This window comes from Microbacterium sp. GCM10027623 (assembly GCF_042666935.1).
Classification (GTDB): domain Bacteria; phylum Actinomycetota; class Actinomycetes; order Actinomycetales; family Microbacteriaceae; genus Microbacterium.
The window spans coordinates 351,908-366,797 of sequence record NZ_JBHTHE010000001.1 but is presented as its reverse complement, the minus strand read 5'-3'; the positions used below and the strand labels follow the sequence as shown (position 1 = coordinate 366,797).

The 14,890-nt window shown below is 67.9% G+C and carries 17 protein-coding genes; 6 read left to right on the top strand and 11 right to left on the bottom strand.

The features are described 5' to 3' along the window. Nucleotides 1–4: 4 nt before the first annotated feature. The 3 genes from ACFQY2_RS01645 to ACFQY2_RS01635 form a co-directional block, all read right to left on the bottom strand. The gene (locus ACFQY2_RS01645; RefSeq protein ID WP_378743866.1) at nucleotides 5–889 is read right to left on the bottom strand and encodes a Cof-type HAD-IIB family hydrolase; all 885 of its coding nucleotides are present in this window, start codon (nucleotides 887–889) and stop codon (nucleotides 5–7) included. Beyond that, complete coding sequence (locus tag ACFQY2_RS01640) at nucleotides 886–1,731, bottom strand: exodeoxyribonuclease III (RefSeq protein ID WP_378743865.1); 846 nt, start codon at nucleotides 1,729–1,731, stop codon at nucleotides 886–888. The genes ACFQY2_RS01645 and ACFQY2_RS01640 overlap by 4 nt, the downstream gene beginning before the upstream one ends. A gap of 341 nt (nucleotides 1,732–2,072) precedes the next feature. Further along, nucleotides 2,073–2,609 (bottom strand): YbhB/YbcL family Raf kinase inhibitor-like protein, encoded by a 537-nt coding sequence (locus tag ACFQY2_RS01635; protein ID WP_378743864.1) that lies wholly within the window; start codon nucleotides 2,607–2,609, stop codon nucleotides 2,073–2,075. 95 nt (nucleotides 2,610–2,704) lie between these two features. Here ACFQY2_RS01635 and pyrE point away from each other — a divergent pair, with 95 nt between their 5' ends. Beyond that, on the top strand, nucleotides 2,705–3,265 hold the full coding sequence (pyrE, locus tag ACFQY2_RS01630; protein ID WP_378743863.1) for an orotate phosphoribosyltransferase: 561 nt from the start codon (nucleotides 2,705–2,707) through the stop codon (nucleotides 3,263–3,265). Nucleotides 3,266–3,539: 274 nt separating this feature from the next. Here pyrE and nhaA read toward each other — a convergent pair whose 3' ends face one another. The 4 genes from nhaA to ACFQY2_RS01610 form a co-directional block, all read right to left on the bottom strand. Continuing rightward, nucleotides 3,540–4,895 (bottom strand): Na+/H+ antiporter NhaA, encoded by a 1,356-nt coding sequence (nhaA, locus tag ACFQY2_RS01625; protein ID WP_378743862.1) that lies wholly within the window; start codon nucleotides 4,893–4,895, stop codon nucleotides 3,540–3,542. Nucleotides 4,896–4,968: 73 nt separating this feature from the next. Next, nucleotides 4,969–5,457: a hypothetical protein gene (locus ACFQY2_RS01620; protein WP_378743861.1), complete on the bottom strand. Its 489-nt coding sequence runs from the start codon at nucleotides 5,455–5,457 to the stop codon at nucleotides 4,969–4,971. Nucleotides 5,458–5,625: 168 nt separating this feature from the next. Continuing rightward, entirely contained in the window at nucleotides 5,626–5,991 is a 366-nt protein-coding gene (locus ACFQY2_RS01615) for a hypothetical protein (protein WP_378743860.1), read from the bottom strand. A gap of 387 nt (nucleotides 5,992–6,378) precedes the next feature. Further along, nucleotides 6,379–7,119 carry a TetR family transcriptional regulator gene (locus ACFQY2_RS01610; protein WP_378745002.1) on the bottom strand — a complete coding sequence of 247 codons (741 nt, stop codon included), beginning with the start codon at nucleotides 7,117–7,119 and terminating at the stop codon, nucleotides 6,379–6,381. On the opposite strand from ACFQY2_RS01610, the gene ACFQY2_RS01605 reads away from it, so the two are divergent. Beyond that, the gene (locus tag ACFQY2_RS01605; protein WP_378743859.1) at nucleotides 7,100–8,422 is read left to right on the top strand and encodes an SDR family NAD(P)-dependent oxidoreductase; all 1,323 of its coding nucleotides are present in this window, start codon (nucleotides 7,100–7,102) and stop codon (nucleotides 8,420–8,422) included. The genes ACFQY2_RS01610 and ACFQY2_RS01605 overlap by 20 nt on opposite strands. A 146-nt stretch (nucleotides 8,423–8,568) precedes the next feature. Here ACFQY2_RS01605 and ACFQY2_RS01600 read toward each other — a convergent pair whose 3' ends face one another. Then, nucleotides 8,569–9,138: a YdeI family protein gene (locus ACFQY2_RS01600; RefSeq protein ID WP_378743858.1), complete on the bottom strand. Its 570-nt coding sequence runs from the start codon at nucleotides 9,136–9,138 to the stop codon at nucleotides 8,569–8,571. A gap of 117 nt (nucleotides 9,139–9,255) precedes the next feature. On the opposite strand from ACFQY2_RS01600, the gene ACFQY2_RS01595 reads away from it, so the two are divergent. The 4 genes from ACFQY2_RS01595 (at nucleotide 9,256) to ACFQY2_RS01580 (ending at nucleotide 13,567) form a co-directional block, all read left to right on the top strand. Next, nucleotides 9,256–10,281, top strand: a complete 1,026-nt coding sequence (locus ACFQY2_RS01595; protein ID WP_378745001.1) for a LacI family DNA-binding transcriptional regulator — start codon at nucleotides 9,256–9,258, stop codon at nucleotides 10,279–10,281. Between the two features lie 122 nt (nucleotides 10,282–10,403). Next, nucleotides 10,404–11,690: an ABC transporter substrate-binding protein gene (locus ACFQY2_RS01590; RefSeq protein WP_378743857.1), complete on the top strand. Its 1,287-nt coding sequence runs from the start codon at nucleotides 10,404–10,406 to the stop codon at nucleotides 11,688–11,690. A gap of 72 nt (nucleotides 11,691–11,762) precedes the next feature. After that, nucleotides 11,763–12,653, top strand: a complete 891-nt coding sequence (locus ACFQY2_RS01585) for a carbohydrate ABC transporter permease (RefSeq protein WP_378743856.1) — start codon at nucleotides 11,763–11,765, stop codon at nucleotides 12,651–12,653. Then, on the top strand, nucleotides 12,650–13,567 hold the full coding sequence (locus ACFQY2_RS01580) for a carbohydrate ABC transporter permease (RefSeq protein WP_378743855.1): 918 nt from the start codon (nucleotides 12,650–12,652) through the stop codon (nucleotides 13,565–13,567). The genes ACFQY2_RS01585 and ACFQY2_RS01580 overlap by 4 nt, the downstream gene beginning before the upstream one ends. A gap of 15 nt (nucleotides 13,568–13,582) precedes the next feature. Here ACFQY2_RS01580 and ACFQY2_RS01575 read toward each other — a convergent pair whose 3' ends face one another. The 3 genes from ACFQY2_RS01575 to ACFQY2_RS01565 form a co-directional block, all read right to left on the bottom strand. Beyond that, nucleotides 13,583–13,747 (bottom strand): hypothetical protein, encoded by a 165-nt coding sequence (locus tag ACFQY2_RS01575; RefSeq protein WP_378743853.1) that lies wholly within the window; start codon nucleotides 13,745–13,747, stop codon nucleotides 13,583–13,585. 62 nt (nucleotides 13,748–13,809) lie between these two features. Next, on the bottom strand, nucleotides 13,810–14,442 hold the full coding sequence (locus ACFQY2_RS01570; RefSeq protein WP_378743852.1) for a metal-dependent transcriptional regulator: 633 nt from the start codon (nucleotides 14,440–14,442) through the stop codon (nucleotides 13,810–13,812). A gap of 10 nt (nucleotides 14,443–14,452) precedes the next feature. Beyond that, a complete protein-coding gene (locus ACFQY2_RS01565; protein WP_378743851.1) occupies nucleotides 14,453–14,779 on the bottom strand; it encodes a hypothetical protein in 327 nt (108 codons plus the stop codon). Nucleotides 14,780–14,890 lie beyond the last annotated feature (111 nt).

Genomic DNA, 14,890 nt, shown 5'->3' with positions numbered 1-14,890 from the left:
ACCGTCAGCCGGCCAGCATCCGCTCGATCGCCTGCGCCACGCCGTCCTCCGTGTTCGCGGCGGTGACCTCGTCGGCGACCTCCCGCACCACGTCGATCGCGTTCGCGACGGCGACGCCGTGACCCGCCCACTCCAGCATCTCGAGGTCGTTCAGCGCATCGCCGAAGGCGAGAACCTCGCTGCGGTCCACGCCCAGCCTCGCGCAGACCTGCGCGAGGCCGGTGGCCTTGGTGACGCCCTGCGCCATCACCTCGACGAACGGCGCCCCCGACATCGTCGCCTCGAATCCGGTCAGGCCGAGCGAGCGCAGTGCGCTGAAGATCTCGGAGATCGGCACGGACGGATGCCGGATGACGAGCTTCAGACTCGGCGCGCCCAGCACGTCCGCCAGTGGGACCCCGCCCATCGACTCCGGATGACGCTTGTGGTCGTTCAGATCCGCGATGGCGGCATAGCCGTCCTGGGCGACGAAGCCCTCGCCGGCATGCCGCACGCTGGCGAACAGCAGGTCCGGGATGACCTCGAGCAGCGCTTCGGCGAGTCCGCGCTGCACCTCGGCCGGGATCTCCTCGGCGAACAGGTGCTCGCCCGTGGTCAGATGCACCCCGTAGGCCCCGTTGCCGCAGAGCGCCCAGCCGTCGAATCCGGCCTGGGCGGCGATCGGACGCAGACCGATCGGCTGGCGGGCCGTGACGGGAACCGTCGGGATGCCGGCGTCGCGAGCGGCATCCAGCGCGGCACGTGTGCGCGGCGAGACGTTCCCCGCGTCGTCGAGCAGGGTGCCGTCGAGGTCCGTCGCGATCAGGCGGACGCGGCGCTCCGGTCCCTGAGCCCGTCGCGCCGGTCCCCGAGCCTGTCGCCCCGGTCCCTGAGCCTGTCGCAGGGTCACGCGAAGATCATCGGCAGGTCGTCATCCTCCTCGGCCGTGCCGAGGGAGAGGTCGACCACCACGGGAACGTGATCGCTCGGCTGCTCGCCCTTGCGCTCGTTGCGGTGGATGGACGCGCCGGTCACAGCATCCGCGAAGCTCTGCGAGCCCAGCACGAAGTCGATGCGGATGCCCTCGTTGCGGGGGAACTTCAGCCGCTGATAGTCCCAGTACGTGAATCCCTCGGGAATCAGCGGGCGCACGACATCGGTCAGTCCGGCGGATTCCAGGGCGAAGAACGCCGCGCGCTCCTCGGGGGAGACGTGCGTGGAGACACCCTCGACGATCGACGGGTCGCCGTTGTCCTTGTCGAAGGGGATGATGTTGAAGTCCCCGACCAGAGCGAGCGGTCGACTCGGGTTCGCCGCGATCTCCGCCGCCGTCGCGGCGCGCAGCGCCTCCAGCCAGTGCAGCTTGTAGGTCAGGTGCGGGTCGCCCAGCGACCGACCGTTCGGCACGTACAGGCTCCACACCCGCACGCCGTCGACCACCACGCCCAGCGCCCTCGCCTCCAGCGGAGCGTCGGGCCCCTCATGCCCCTTGGCGAAGCCGGGCTGCCCCTCGAACGAGGTGCGCACGTCGGTCATCGGCAGCCGGCTGGCGACGGCCACGCCGTTCCACTGGTTGAACCCGTGCACCTCGACGTGGTACCCGGCCTCTTCGAAAGGCGCGTACGGGAACTGCTCGGGTGTGCACTTGGTCTCCTGCAGGGCGAGCACGTCGATGTCCTCGCGCACGGCGAAGTCGACGGCGCGCGCCACGCGCGTGCGGATCGAGTTGATGTTCCAGGTGGCCAGACGCATGCATCCAGCCTATTCGGGACCGCGGACGTCGCCGGCCTCGTGGCGCTATCGCTCCGTCGGGTCGCCGGTGCGGGTCGCCGCGTCGGGTCGCGACGTCGGGTCGGGTCGCCGCGTCGGGTCGCGGCGTCGGGTCGCGACGGCCGTCGCCGGGCCGCCCCGAATCCGCTGTCCGGGTCGCGATGGATGCCGCTCCGGACGCGAGCCCGCTGTCCAGGTCGCGATGGATGCCGTTCCGGACGCGAATCCGCTGTCCAGGTCGCGATGGATGCCGCTCCGGAGCAGTTCAAACGACAACGATCGCGACCTGGACGGTCGCGATCGCCGGGCCGCGGGCGTGACCGTCAGCGCTCGGTCGGGTCGCCGGTGCCGATCAGGATGCCGCGGGCCAGCGTGTGGAAGTGGCGGTTGAAGCCGAGCACGCCGGGGGTCGCGCCGACCTCCAGGTCCAGACGGTCGACATCGAGCGCGTCGACCACGAAGAAGTAGCGGTGGATGCCTGTTCCCGCGGGCGGCGCGGCACCGATGTAGCGCTCGAGTCTGGCCTCGTTCGGCAGCACCGCGCTTCCGGCGGGCAGGCTCGTCGCGGTGCCGTCGCCGCTCTCCAGCCGGCGCGTGTCGGCGGGCAGGTTGTACGCCGCCCAGTGCCAGAACCCCGAGCCGGTCGGTGCATCCGGGTCGAAGCACGAGACGGCGAAGCTGAGCGTGCCGGCAGGCGGCTGGGACCATTCCAGCGTCGGATGCTGGTCCTCTCCGCCACGGCTCGACGACCAGGCGAAGCCGGGCAGTGGACCGCCGGCGGCGAAGTCGGGGCTGGTCAGCTCCAGCGGCGGGACGGGACGCAGTTCGGCGAGGGCGGCATAGGGATCGTACGAGAACATGGGGCCTCCTTGCCTCCACGCTAGGCCAGCCCGTGCCATCCGGGTAGCGGACGCGGCAGCGCGACCCGGACAGACCGGCCCATACACTGGATGCCGTGACCGATCTCGCCGCTGACCGCCAGGCCCTGCTCGACCTCATCACCGCCGAGGCGGTGTTCCACGGCGACTTCACGCTCTCCAGCGGCAAGAAGGCGACGTACTACGTCGACATGCGCAAACTGACCCTCGATCACCGCGCCGCGCCCGCGATCGGGCGCATCATGCTCGACCTCATCAAGGATCACGACATCTCCGCCGTCGGCGGGCTCACGCTCGGCGCCGACCCGATCGCCAATTCGGTGCTGCACGCGTCGGTGACCTCCGGCCGTCCGCTGGACGCCTTCGTCGTGCGCAAGGAGCCCAAGGACCATGGTCGCGGACGCCAGGTGGAGGGGGCGGATGTCGCGGGCAAGCGCGTCATCGTGGTGGAGGACACCTCCACCACCGGGCAGTCGGCACTGAAGGCCGTCGAGGTGCTGCGCCGTGAGGGCGCCGAGGTCATCGCCGTCGCGGTGATCGTCGACCGCAAGACCGGTGCGCAGGCCGCCATCGAGGCCGAAGGCCTGCAGTGGCTGGCCGCATTCGACCTGGACGACCTCGGGCTCGACCCGCAGTAGCGGCGGACGGCACAGCGGGTTCGGCGCAACTTCGCAGATCTGCACGATCTCGGAGCGATCTGCGCCGAACGTGCGGAGTTGTGCTGATCTCCGGAGTTGTGCTCCGCCGTGGCATTCGCGGTGCCTTGCCGGGCTAGCGTGGCGCGATGAGTGTGCCCTTTCCCAGATCGCGCCGCCGGGCTCTGGCGCAGCGCAACGTCAACTCCGGAGGGCGAGGCGGCAGTGTGGGTTCAGTGACGGTGGCCGACGAGTGCATCGGGAAGCTTGGCCGCCTCTAGCGGGCGGGGCGCGTCGGGTTCGTGTCCTGGTAGATATCGGGGGTGCCGTCGCCGTCTTCGTCGACGGTCTCTGCGCGTGCGATTGCCCTGTAGCGGCGGTTGCGGGCGACCAGGATGCTTGAGGCGAGGAGTGACGCGAGGAGCGAGGCGATCATGATCGCGATCTTGGCGTCGTCCCCGTGCAGGCTCTCTGCGTCGAAACTGAGTTCTGCGATCAGGAGCGACACGGTGAATCCGATTCCCGCAAGTAGCCCGAGACCGATGAGGTCGATCCACCGCAGGGCGGGGTCGAGCCGGACTTTCGTGACCCATGTGAGCAGGCGGACGGAGAGAACGATGCCAATGGGCTTGCCCAGGACGAGGCCCGCGACGACTCCGATGGTGACAGGATCCGTGGCGGCGCGCAGGATGCCGTCGACTCCACCGACGGATACTCCCGCAGCGAAGAACGCGAAGATCGGCACGGCGACGCCGGCGGAAAGAGGACGGAACCGGTGCTCGAACTCTTCGGCGAGACCCATACCGCGGGACGCACCCACATCTGCGCGCCTCGACCGCACGGGGATCGTGAACGCCAAGGCGACGCCGGCAATCGTCGCGTGAATGCCGGAGGCGTGCAGGAACGCCCACGCGGTGAATCCCAGAGGGAGCAAGATGAGCCAGGCCGCGAAGGCCTTCTCTCGGAAGAACGTCCGGTAGCGCTGAGCGAGGAGGCCATAAACGGCAACGACCGCAACCGCGATCACCAGCATGAGCACATCGATCTCGCTCGTGTAGAACACGGCAATGATGAGAATGGCGATGAGGTCGTCGACGACGGCAAGAGTCAGGAGGAACACCCGTAAGGGGCTGGGCAGGTGGGAGCCGACCAGCGCGAGCACCGCGACTGCGAAAGCAATGTCGGTTGCAGTGGGGATCGCCCACCCCTCACGCAGCGACTCCTGCTCCCACACGACCGCGGTGTAGATGAGAGCGGGGACGATCACCCCGCCGACGGCCGCGGTGATGGGCACGATGGCGGTGCCGAAGTGGCGGAGGTCACCCGCGACGACCTCCCGCTTGAGCTCAAGACCGACGAGGAAGAAGAACACCGCCAGCAGCCCGTCCGCTGCCCATGTGCCGAGCGTGAGGTTCAAATGCCACGGTTCGTAGCCGATCTGAAGATCTCGGAGTGCGAAGTAGGACTCGGATCCCGGCGAGTTCGCCCACACGATCGCGATCGCAGCGGCAACCACGAGGAGGATTCCTCCGACCGCTTCTTTCCGTAGCAGCGAACTGATTCGCCCGGCTTCGGCGGCTCCCGGCCAATGAGGAAAGCGGGACGCGGTGGACGGCGTGGTGTCGCGGGTCATGGGCAACTTCCCGGAAGTGGTCGACTGGTGAGGTGTCGACCAGACTTCCCGACGCGCCTCTCCCATCGTACCGTCAGGAGAAGATCTCCCGAGCCGCAGCAGCGATCGACTGACTGCTGATATCCGCCCAGTCCAGCACCACCACACCGTGAGTCTGCGACATGCTCTCGCCCCGCTCGACGATGCGGTCGGCCAACAGTTCCGGATTCGTGCACTCGCTGATGTCCAACGACGTGAACTCGATATCCCGCGCCATTCTCAGCTGAACAGCCGCATGCGTTCGTGTGAGAATCGACGACGCTGTCGCATCGACCCACGTCCTCGCTTGGTCTCCGCGGGCGATGGCCAGGAGCACGTGTCGCACTGCCGGTGCCGCATTGACACCCTCCATTGCGTCTTCGAGGGCCTGATGCATCCTGCGCTTTGCGTCGCGCCGTGACGCGGCTCCTCGGAGATCCACAGCGATGACGACACAACGAGGGCGGTCCGAACCGTGCATCTCGCGCATCAAAGGGACAAGTGAAGGCAGATCATCGCCCACCACACGGATTGCAACAGTCATTGGTCGACTCCGAGTCGAACGAAGCAGTCTCCAAGACTGCTGCCGACCAGACTTCCCGGCTCACCATGTCACGAAGACACATCATACTCAGATCGGTCTCACACGAATCGCGCACGTGCTGGACCCACCCTTGGCGCCCACCGCCGCGCAACGGGTCAGCTTCAAGCCTCAGGTGCGGTGCATCAGGTCGATCACTTCTAAGGCAGTGCGTTCGGGTGGGAGTGCGACGGTGATGCGGTCGCCCAGTAGAGCTTCCATCACCACGGTTGCTCCTATTATTTCGCCGCCGGCTTTGAGGAGGAGACGGGAGTCGCTCCCGGCCTCGGCTGCTTGCCCGGTGAGGTCATGGAGGATCGCGGCTCCCTCCGCGGTGAAAGTGATGTCAACGGCGCCCTGCTGCTGGCCTTCGCCTGCTGCGGCGTCAGCGACGGGGGCGCGCTCGAAAGTTGAGGGGCGCATCACATAGTTATCACCGACGGCGATGCACTGCGGATCGGACCCCTCTGTGCACGTCTCGGAGAGAGCCAGTTCCACATATCCTTCGGTTGCCGTCGGCGTGGTTCCGGGCACAGCTGCGGTGGCGCACCCGGAGAGAGCCAGCGCGAGAGCGCTGACGAGAGCGAGTCGGGACCTGCGAAAGGTCATTGATCTCCGTTCGCCAGGACGGGCAGCCCCGGTGTCGGGCCGGCATCAGGCTCCACGTTAGACACCACACTGGGTGCCCGCCACCCGACTTTGCACGTGATGCGACGCCGAGCCCCTGCCGCAGGGCGATCGCTCAGTCGGCGGGGTGCATGGGAGGGACGCTGTCCCGCGGGATTGCGTTGCCGTGTTGAGGCGGTTTCAGGGACCGTCTGTGACACGAGGAAGGTCGGGCGCGGTCAGACGTCGTCGCGGGCCCGGCGCGCTGGGTTGCACGACTCAGCTGGGAGTCATCCGTCGGGCCTGTCGGAGGCCGACGATCACGGCGGTGATGATCCGAGCGAGAGTCGGTCGGAGATCGATGACTGCGTGGCCCAGGCGGGGGTCGCTTCGGTAGATCCCCGCCAGCACCTCTCCGGGGGTCGACATCTGCCACATTGCGCCTGCGGTGGAGATCGTGGCGGAGATCACGTCGATCCCGTCCTGCTCGATCAGCTCGGGGAACACAGTGCGAAGCGCGCCGCTGATGCGATCGATCTCTTGGTGGGTGACGAGCTTGTAAGCCCGAACCGAGTCGATGGATACGTTTCGTTCCAGGGACAGGGGGACGTGGGCGAGCAGATCGCAGAAGAATGGACGGTCGGTCAACGATCGAGCGATCACGTCGCCCACCTGCTCCGCTTCGTGAAGCGGAGCGATTCCGAGGCTCACCTCGGGACCCCATTCCGCCCACTGGATCGCCGCCAGGCGCAGAAATATCTGTTCTCGCGTCTCGAAGTAACGCAACAACGCAGACTTGTGCATCCCGATCTCCTGCGCGATACCGGTCAAGGTGACCGACCGTATTCCGTCTCGGGATGCCAGTACCTGTGCAGCATCGAGGATCGCCCTGTCGCGCTGCTGCTTGGCCTCGGCACTTCGCGCACGCTGGAAACCGGACATGACCCCACCATAGCGCATCGAGGTTGCGTTATTAGTAAAACAGTGTTGTACTAAACCCATGGAACAAACATGGTTCATCACCGGATCCTCCCGCGGCATCGGAAACGCGATCGCCCGCGCCGCCCTGACTGCAGGTCATCGCGTCGCAGCCACCGCACGTACACCAGGACAGCTCGACGCCCTCGTCGCCGAGTTCGGCGAACGAGTGCTCCCTCTCGAGCTGAACGTCACCGATCCATCGCAGGTGGAGCAGGCACTCTCCGACACGGTCAGACGCTTCGGCCGCATCGACGTCCTCGTCAACAACGCCGGCTATGCCAACGTCGCACCCATCGAAACCGGCTCGGTCGAGGACTTCCGGGAGCAGTTCGAGACCAATTTCTGGGGCGTCTACCACGTCTCCCGTGCCGCCATCCCCATCTTCCGCACGCAGGGCACGGGGCTCATCCTCCAGATCTCCTCGATCGGCGGACGCGTCGGCGGCTCGGCCGGGATCGGAAGTTACCAGGCGGCGAAGTTCGCCATCGACGGTTTCAGCCGGGTTCTCCGCGAAGAGACCGAGCCGTTCGGCGTCCGCGTGCTCGTCGTCGAACCGAGCGGCTTCCGGACCGACTGGGCAGGCGCCTCGATGACGGTCCATGACGTGCCGTCGCACTACGCAGACACGGTCGGGGTCATGAACAGCTCCCTGCGGCAGGGGCCGGAGAGCAGCCCCGGCGAGCCCGAACGGGCAGGCGAGATCCTGGTGCAGATCGCTCAACGCGCCGACCTTCCGACCAACTTGACCCTCGGCGTCATCGCCTCCGAAATGGCGATCGCGCAGGACCGTCGACTCCTCGCCGATGACGAGAAGTGGGCCGATGTCAGCCGCTCCGCCGACAACGGGCAGCCCTACCCCGTCCCCTTCCCAACCCCGATCGCAAGCGGCTCTGAGAACTACGAGAGCGGACCTCTCATGACCACAGACTCCGGCCGCAGTTACACCGCCGCCCTCGACTACGCCGAGCAGATGCTCGGCGGCCGCCTTGAGCCGTTCCTCGTCGCAACCCCCGGAGAGCCGGCGAACGGCGCAGACTTCAAGCGCATCGCCACCATCCAGGCATTCGGCGACGCCTGGCCCCGCACAGAGAACCTCGACCACCGCGCCCGAGGCCTCGTCTCGGTCGCCATTGCGGCGACCCTCGGAACCCTGGAACCCCTCCGCGGCCAGATCCGCATCGCATTGAACAACGGCGCTACCCCCGAAGAGATCGTTGAGGTGTTCGTGCAGGTCGCAGCCTACGCCGGCGTCGCAAAGGCGTTCGAGGGATACGGAATCGCCGCGCAAGTCTTCGCAGAACGCTTCGCGAGGGACAACGCCGACGGCTCGGTCAGAGCGTGAGTGAAGCGCCCTGAGTCTCCAGCAGACTCAGGGCGCTTCACTGCGCCGGAACTGCACGGGCAACGAGCTCGGCAGGCTCCGGAACGACGTACGGGGCGTGAACAGTGAAGGCGCGACAATGAAGACTGGGTCGCCCATGCGGAGCGTCAGGGCCTCCGGCCCTCGGCGGCATCCGCGACGATCTTCGCGATCCGGGCCGCACGGGTCTCGGCGCGCTTCGCCGTGGCGATCAGCGTCAGGCCCTGCTTCTTGACCGACTTCGGGAAGTCGTCCCACGCCGCACGCGCGGCGGGCACGGCATCCAGGGCCGACGCGAAATCCTCGGGCTCCATGCCGGCTTCGGGGCCGTCCAGCATGCTCCACGAGCCGTCGGCTTTCGCCTCCTCGATGACCCGGATGCCGGCGGGCGCCAGCAGCCCGGCCGACTCGAGCTCGGCGAGACGCACCTTGTTGGTCGCCGCCCAGCCGCTGCCCCGCCTGCGCGGCGAGAACCACTGCCCGACGGACTTCTCGGCGAACGTGCGCACGGGGCCGTCGATCCAGCCGAAGCACAGCGCGTGGCGCACGGCATCCTCATATCCGACACCCTCGGCCGCGGCGCCGCGCACGTTCAGCAGCCAGACGCCGTTCGACGATTCGTGGTGGGCCTCCAGCCAGGCTCGCCAGCTGGCGGCATCCGCTGCCGTGATCCGGTCGCCGTCGTCCAGAGCACCCATCCGCACCTCCCCGTCGCGCGTCGCGCACCTCCGCGCCGTGCGCTCCGATCAGCATAGGCGCGGCGTCCGACCTGGACTTGACAACGTTTTCATGCGAATCTTCCCTGTGTGGCGAAGATGAACGACGAGAACGCCGACGCCGTGGGTCGGCCGACGATGAAGGACGTCGCCGCCCGTGCCGGCGTCGGCCTGTCGACGGTGTCGCGCGTCGTCTCCGAGAAGAGCGGCGTCAGCCGGAGCAAGCGCAAGGCGGTCGAGCGCGCGATCACGGAACTCGGCTACAGCCGGAACGACTTCGCACACACGCTGCGCACCGGCTCCGCCCGCACGATCGGCGTCGTCGTCACGCGCATCTCCGACCCGTTCTACGCCCAGCTCGTCAGCACCGTGGAGGAGCGGGCGCAGGAGCGCGACCTGCTCGTCCTCGTCGCGTCAGCCGGCGACGACCCGGTCGAGGGCGAGCGCGTGCTCCGACGCATGCTGAGCCGCCGCCTCGACGGGCTGATCGTCGTCGCGCACGAGGAAGCCGACGTCTCCTTCCTCGCCGCCGAGCGGGCCGCCGGTACCGAGATCGTCTTCGTCGACCGGCCTCCGAACGGCCTGGACGCCGACCTCGTCGTCGTCGACAACGAGCGCGGCGCAGCCGACGCGGTCCAGCATCTGGTGCAGGCGGGGCACCGCAGCATTGCCTGCATCGCGCACACCTCCGGGCGCTTCACCTCCGAGCGCAGGCAGGCCGGGTTCCGTCAGGGCGTAAGGGATGCCGGGCTCGAGACCCGTCCCGAGCTGATCGTGGCCGTCGACGACGACGTCGACCCCTGCGTCGAGGCGCTGCGCGAGATGTTCTCGCTGGCCGACCCGCCGACCGCCCTGTTCACCACCAACAGCCGCACCACCAAGGCCGTGCTCAAGGCGCTGCGGCTGCTGGACGCGCACCCGGCACTGGTGGGATTCGACGACTTCGAGCTGGCGGAGCTGATGACGCCGCCGGTGACGACCATCGCCCAGGACCCCTGGGCGATCGGCGACGCGGCGGCCGGACTGCTCTTCGACCGCATCGCCGGGCTGTCCGGTCCCGAGCGGCGCATCGTGCTCGGCACGCGGCTGGTCGAGCGCGGCTCGGGCGAGACGCCACCGTCCTGAAGCGCCTCCGACCCGGGCGTTACCGGGTTGTGACCGCCTCGCGGTTGCGTTTGGCAACGTTTTCATATTCCATGGCAGAAGGCCTGCGGAACGCAGGCTGTCATCATCCAACGGAGGATCACATGCGCAAGGCACTCGCCGCAGTAGCGGGTATCGCCATCACCGCGATCGCGCTCGCCGGCTGCTCCGGCAACGCCGACAGCGGAAACAAGGGTGGGTCGGACGACGACAGCCAGGTCGAGGTGTTCACGTGGTGGGCATCCGGATCCGAGAAGACCGGCCTCGACGCGCTCGTCACCGTGTTCGGCGAGCAGTTCCCCGACACGGAGTTCGTCAACGCGGCCGTCGCCGGTGGCGCCGGCTCGAACGCGAAGAACGCACTCGCGTCGCGTCTGAAGGCGAACAACCCGCCGGACTCGTTCCAGGCCCATGCCGGGGCCGAGCTCACCGACTACATCGAGGCCGACAAGATCGAGGACCTCAGCTCGTTCTACGAGGACAACGGCCTGAACGAGGTCTTCCCGTCCACGCTGCTGGACCGCCTGACGGTGGACGGAAAGATCTACTCGGTGCCCAGCAATATCCACCGCGCCAACGTGGTGTGGGTCAACACCGAGGTGCTGACCCAGGCAGGCATCGACCCGAAGGCCGCGCCGGCCGACATCGACGCCTGGCTCGCCGACATGCAGAAGCTGAAGGACGCCGGCATCGAGACGCCGCTCTCGGTGGCGACCGACTGGACCCAGGTGCAGCTGTTCGAGAACGTGCTGCTCGCCGACCTCGGCGCCGAGGGATACACCGGCCTGTGGGACGGCTCGACGAAGTTCGACGACGCGAAGGTCACCAAGGCGATCGAGGACTACACGAAGCTGCTGTCGTTCGCGAACACCGACGGCACGGGTCAGGACTGGCCCGTCGCGACGGACATGGTGATCGACGGCACCGCCGCCTACAACGTGATGGGCGACTGGGCGCTCGCCGAGTTCGACGCCAAGGGCAAGACCTACGGCACCGATTACACGACGTGGCCGACACCGGGCACCGACGGCACCTTCGACTTCCTCGCCGACTCGTTCACCCTTCCGGTGGGCGCACCGCACGCCGGGGGCGCGAAGAACTGGCTGAAGACCATCAGCTCCGCCGACGGGCAGAAGGCGTTCAACCTCGCCAAGGGCTCGATCCCGGCGCGCACCGACGCGGTCGCGACGGACTACCCCGAGTACCAGCAGGGTGCGATGGCCTCGTTCGCCAAGGACACCGTGGTCAGCTCGCTGGCCCACGGCGCCGCGGTGAAGGTCTCCTGGCTGAACGACATCACCTCGGCGATCGGGCAGTTCGTCTCGACCCAGGACGCCAAGACCTTGCAGGATGCGCTCGTCCAGGCGCAGACCAAGGGCCTCGGCAAGTAATCGAACAACCGCGTGCGCGGGGCGGCGTCACCACGTCGCCCCGCGCACATCCCCGTCCGAAGGAGGGCGTCCATGCGCAAGGGCATCCGCAACTGGGGGCCGCCGCTGCTGCTGATCTCGCCGACGATCGTGCTGCTGGGCATCTTCGTCTACGTGATGATCGGCCTGAACTTCTCCACGGCGATGACGAAGGACTCCGCGCTGAGCGCCTCCGAGTTCGTCGGCCTGCAGAACTTCACCGATCTGCTGACCGAGCCGCGCTTCCTGCATTCGCTGGCCAACCTCGGCGTCTTCACCGTGTTCTTCATGGTGGGCACGATGCTGTTCGGGTTCCTCTGGGCCTGGATGCTCGACAAGGGCGTGACCGCCGAGGGCGTGTTCCGCTCGATCTACCTCTTCCCGATGGCCGTCTCGTTCGTGGCATCCGGTGTCGTCTGGCGCTGGCTGCTCAGCTCCGCCCAGGGCGATCGCGCCTCGGGCCTGAACCGGCTGCTGGACTCCATCGGGCTCGGCAGTCTGCAGAACGACTGGTACAACCAGCCGCTGTGGGGCATGGCCGCGATGGCCATGCCGGCCATCTGGCAGCTCTCCGGTTACGTGATGGCACTGTTCCTGTCCGGCTTCCGCGGCATCCCCGAAGAGCTGCGCGAAGCGGCCCGCATGGATGGAGCGAGCGAGTGGAAGCTGTATCGCTACGTCGTCTTCCCTCAGCTGAGTCCGGTCGCGCTGTCGGCCCTCGTGATCGTCGCCCACATGTCCCTGAAGGTCTTCGACCTGATCATGGCCGTCACCGGCCCCGTCTACATCACCGAGGTCCCCGCGACGTACATGTGGACCGCCCTCACCGGCGGTGAGTACGGCAAGGCATCCGCGATCGCGACCGTCCTGCTGCTGCTGGTCTGCATCTTCATCGTGCCGTACCTGATCTCCACGGCCCGCGCCGAGAGGAGGGCACGCAAGTGACCGTCGCAACCGGAATCGAACGCCGCACCACCACCTCCGGGAACATCCCCACCGCGCACCGCACGCGGGCGCGCGTCGGCCGCACGACCAAGTACGTGCTGCTGCTGCTGTTCGTGGTCATCGTGCTGATGCCCGTCTACGTGCTCGTCGTCACCAGCCTCAAGCCGCCGTCCGACGTCAGCGCGGTCACGTCGTGGGCCTGGCCCGCGCGCTGGCCCTGGCAGACGGATGCCGACGGCAACACCGGCCTCGGCAACTGGGCGACCGCATGGGAGGCGCTGGCCGCCCCGCTCGGGCGCACGTTCCTGCTGGCGATCCCCGCCGCCGTCATCTCGGCGATGCTCGGTTCGATGAACGGCTTCGTGCTCTCGCGGTGGAAGTTCCCGTACGCCAACCTCGTGTTCACGCTGATCCTGTTCGGCATGTTCATCCCGTACCAGGCGATCATGGTGCCGCTGGTGCAGCTGAAGACATCGCTCGGACTGCCCAGCAACATCCTCACCCTGCTGCTCGTGCACATCATCTACGGTCTGCCGATCTGCACGCTGATCTTCCGCAACTACTACGAGGGCGTTCCGGAAGAGCTCATGGAGGCGTCGCGCGTGGACGGCGCGGGCATGCTCGCCTCGTACTGGCGCATCATCCTGCCGCTGTCACTGCCCGGGTTCGTCGTCACCATCATCTGGCAGTTCACCTCGGCGTGGAACGACTACCTGTTCGCGCTGTTCCTCTCGGACGCCAACCAGGGACCGGTGTCGCTGTCGTTGGTGAACCTGTCGCAGGGCGCGCAGCTGTCGAACTACGGTGCATCGATGGCGGGGGCGCTCATCGCGTCGATCCCCACGCTGGCGGTGTACATCCTGCTCGGCAAGTACTTCATCGGCGGCCTGATGAGCGGGTCGGTCAAGTCCTGACCCGGCGCGCAGCCGTCAGCCCCGGGGGCCTCTCGGACGATCCTCGTCGTCCCAGGGGCCCTCATACCATTCGCCGCGCTGATCGCGCCGGCGCGGTTTGAGCAGCTGGATCGTGACGAGCGTGAGCACGGTCAGGATGATGACGACCGCCACCACGAACAGCATGTCCTGTTGAGTCATCGGGATCCCTTCGCGTGAGCCCAGCCTAGGCGGAGTGCTCAGGGGATCGCAGGTGAAGATGCTCAGGCGGTGAGCCAGATGGCATCCGCGGCGCCCTCCGGCAGCGCTACCGGAGCCCCGCCGAGCATCGCCCCCGAGGCGGTCGCCGTCAGCTGTGCGCCGACCGTGATGCCCGCATCCTCCACCGCCTGGAGCAGCTCGGGGTCGCGGTCGCTCACCCGGAGCACGCGACCGGAATGGCCCTCGGCGGCCTCGGCGAGAAGCACGAACGGCTCGCGCTCGACGCGTCCGTCCTCGTCGGGGATGGCGTCGCCGTGCGGATCGAAGCGCGGACGGCCCAGACGCTCGTCGATGGCCTGCAGCAGGCGGTCGCTGATGGTGTGCTCGAGCACCTCGGCCTCGTCGTGCACCTCATGCCAGGCGTAGCCGAACTCGCGCACCAGCCAGGTCTCGATCAGCCGGTGCCGGCGCAGCATGTGCAGGGCGCGGTCTCGACCGGCATCCGTCAGCCGCACCGCGCCGTACGGCACGTGCGAGACGAGACCAGCGGCGGCCAGCTTCTTCACCATCTCGGTGACGCTGGACGGCGCGATGGCCAGCGCGGCGGCGAGCTGCGAGGGCGTGATCGGCGCATCCTGCCACTCGGTGTGCGAGTACACCGTCTTCAGGTAGTCGTCGAACGCGGGGGACGCCATCTCAACCGCCTCAGCCGCCCAGGGCGGCCAGCACCTTGAACGCCGCGTTACCGGCGAAGAAGAGGATCGCGAAGCCGGCGAGGGCCGCCAGCAGCGACAGCCGCCCGTCGTAGTCGTCCACGCCGCGGGATCCGATGGTGCGCGCGCGGAACGCGAAGAACAGCGTCATCGCGCCGAGGACGAGCTGCACCCAGGGGCCGCCTGCGGGCAGCAGGTACGGCCACGCGATGAGCACCACGCCCAGAGCCCCGGCGACGAGCGCGAACCAGGTGCTCAGCCTCATCGCGCGGCGCGCTTCGGAGTCGTCGCGATGCTTGTCGGCGGGGGCGGAGGGCATGCCTCGAGCCTACCCGGGCCCGGTGCGCGCCCCCGCGCAGGCGGGCGTCGTCCTCCCGACGGCTGGTCCGGCATCCGGATGTGAATCGTCTCAGAACACTTGACCCCGACG

Excerpts from the sequence above, each read along its gene's own strand:
- ACFQY2_RS01575 (WP_378743853.1), bottom strand. The coding sequence starts at position 13,747 with ATGACTCAACAGGACATGCTGTTCGTGGTGGCGGTCGTCATCATCCTG.
- ACFQY2_RS01595 (WP_378745001.1), top strand. The coding sequence starts at position 9,256 with ATGAACGACGAGAACGCCGACGCCGTGGGTCGGCCGACGATGAAGGAC.
- ACFQY2_RS01610 (WP_378745002.1), bottom strand. The coding sequence starts at position 7,119 with ATGAACCATGTTTGTTCCATGGGTTTAGTACAACACTGTTTTACTAAT.
- ACFQY2_RS01565 (WP_378743851.1), bottom strand. The coding sequence starts at position 14,779 with ATGCCCTCCGCCCCCGCCGACAAGCATCGCGACGACTCCGAAGCGCGC.
- ACFQY2_RS01600 (WP_378743858.1), bottom strand. The coding sequence starts at position 9,138 with ATGGGTGCTCTGGACGACGGCGACCGGATCACGGCAGCGGATGCCGCC.
- ACFQY2_RS01620 (WP_378743861.1), bottom strand. The coding sequence starts at position 5,457 with ATGACTGTTGCAATCCGTGTGGTGGGCGATGATCTGCCTTCACTTGTC.
- ACFQY2_RS01570 (WP_378743852.1), bottom strand. The coding sequence starts at position 14,442 with ATGGCGTCCCCCGCGTTCGACGACTACCTGAAGACGGTGTACTCGCAC.
- ACFQY2_RS01640 (WP_378743865.1), bottom strand. The coding sequence starts at position 1,731 with ATGCGTCTGGCCACCTGGAACATCAACTCGATCCGCACGCGCGTGGCG.
- nhaA (WP_378743862.1), bottom strand. The coding sequence starts at position 4,895 with ATGACCCGCGACACCACGCCGTCCACCGCGTCCCGCTTTCCTCATTGG.
- ACFQY2_RS01585 (WP_378743856.1), top strand. The coding sequence starts at position 11,763 with ATGCGCAAGGGCATCCGCAACTGGGGGCCGCCGCTGCTGCTGATCTCG.
- ACFQY2_RS01635 (WP_378743864.1), bottom strand. The coding sequence starts at position 2,609 with ATGTTCTCGTACGATCCCTATGCCGCCCTCGCCGAACTGCGTCCCGTC.
- ACFQY2_RS01590 (WP_378743857.1), top strand. The coding sequence starts at position 10,404 with ATGCGCAAGGCACTCGCCGCAGTAGCGGGTATCGCCATCACCGCGATC.
- ACFQY2_RS01605 (WP_378743859.1), top strand. The coding sequence starts at position 7,100 with ATGGAACAAACATGGTTCATCACCGGATCCTCCCGCGGCATCGGAAAC.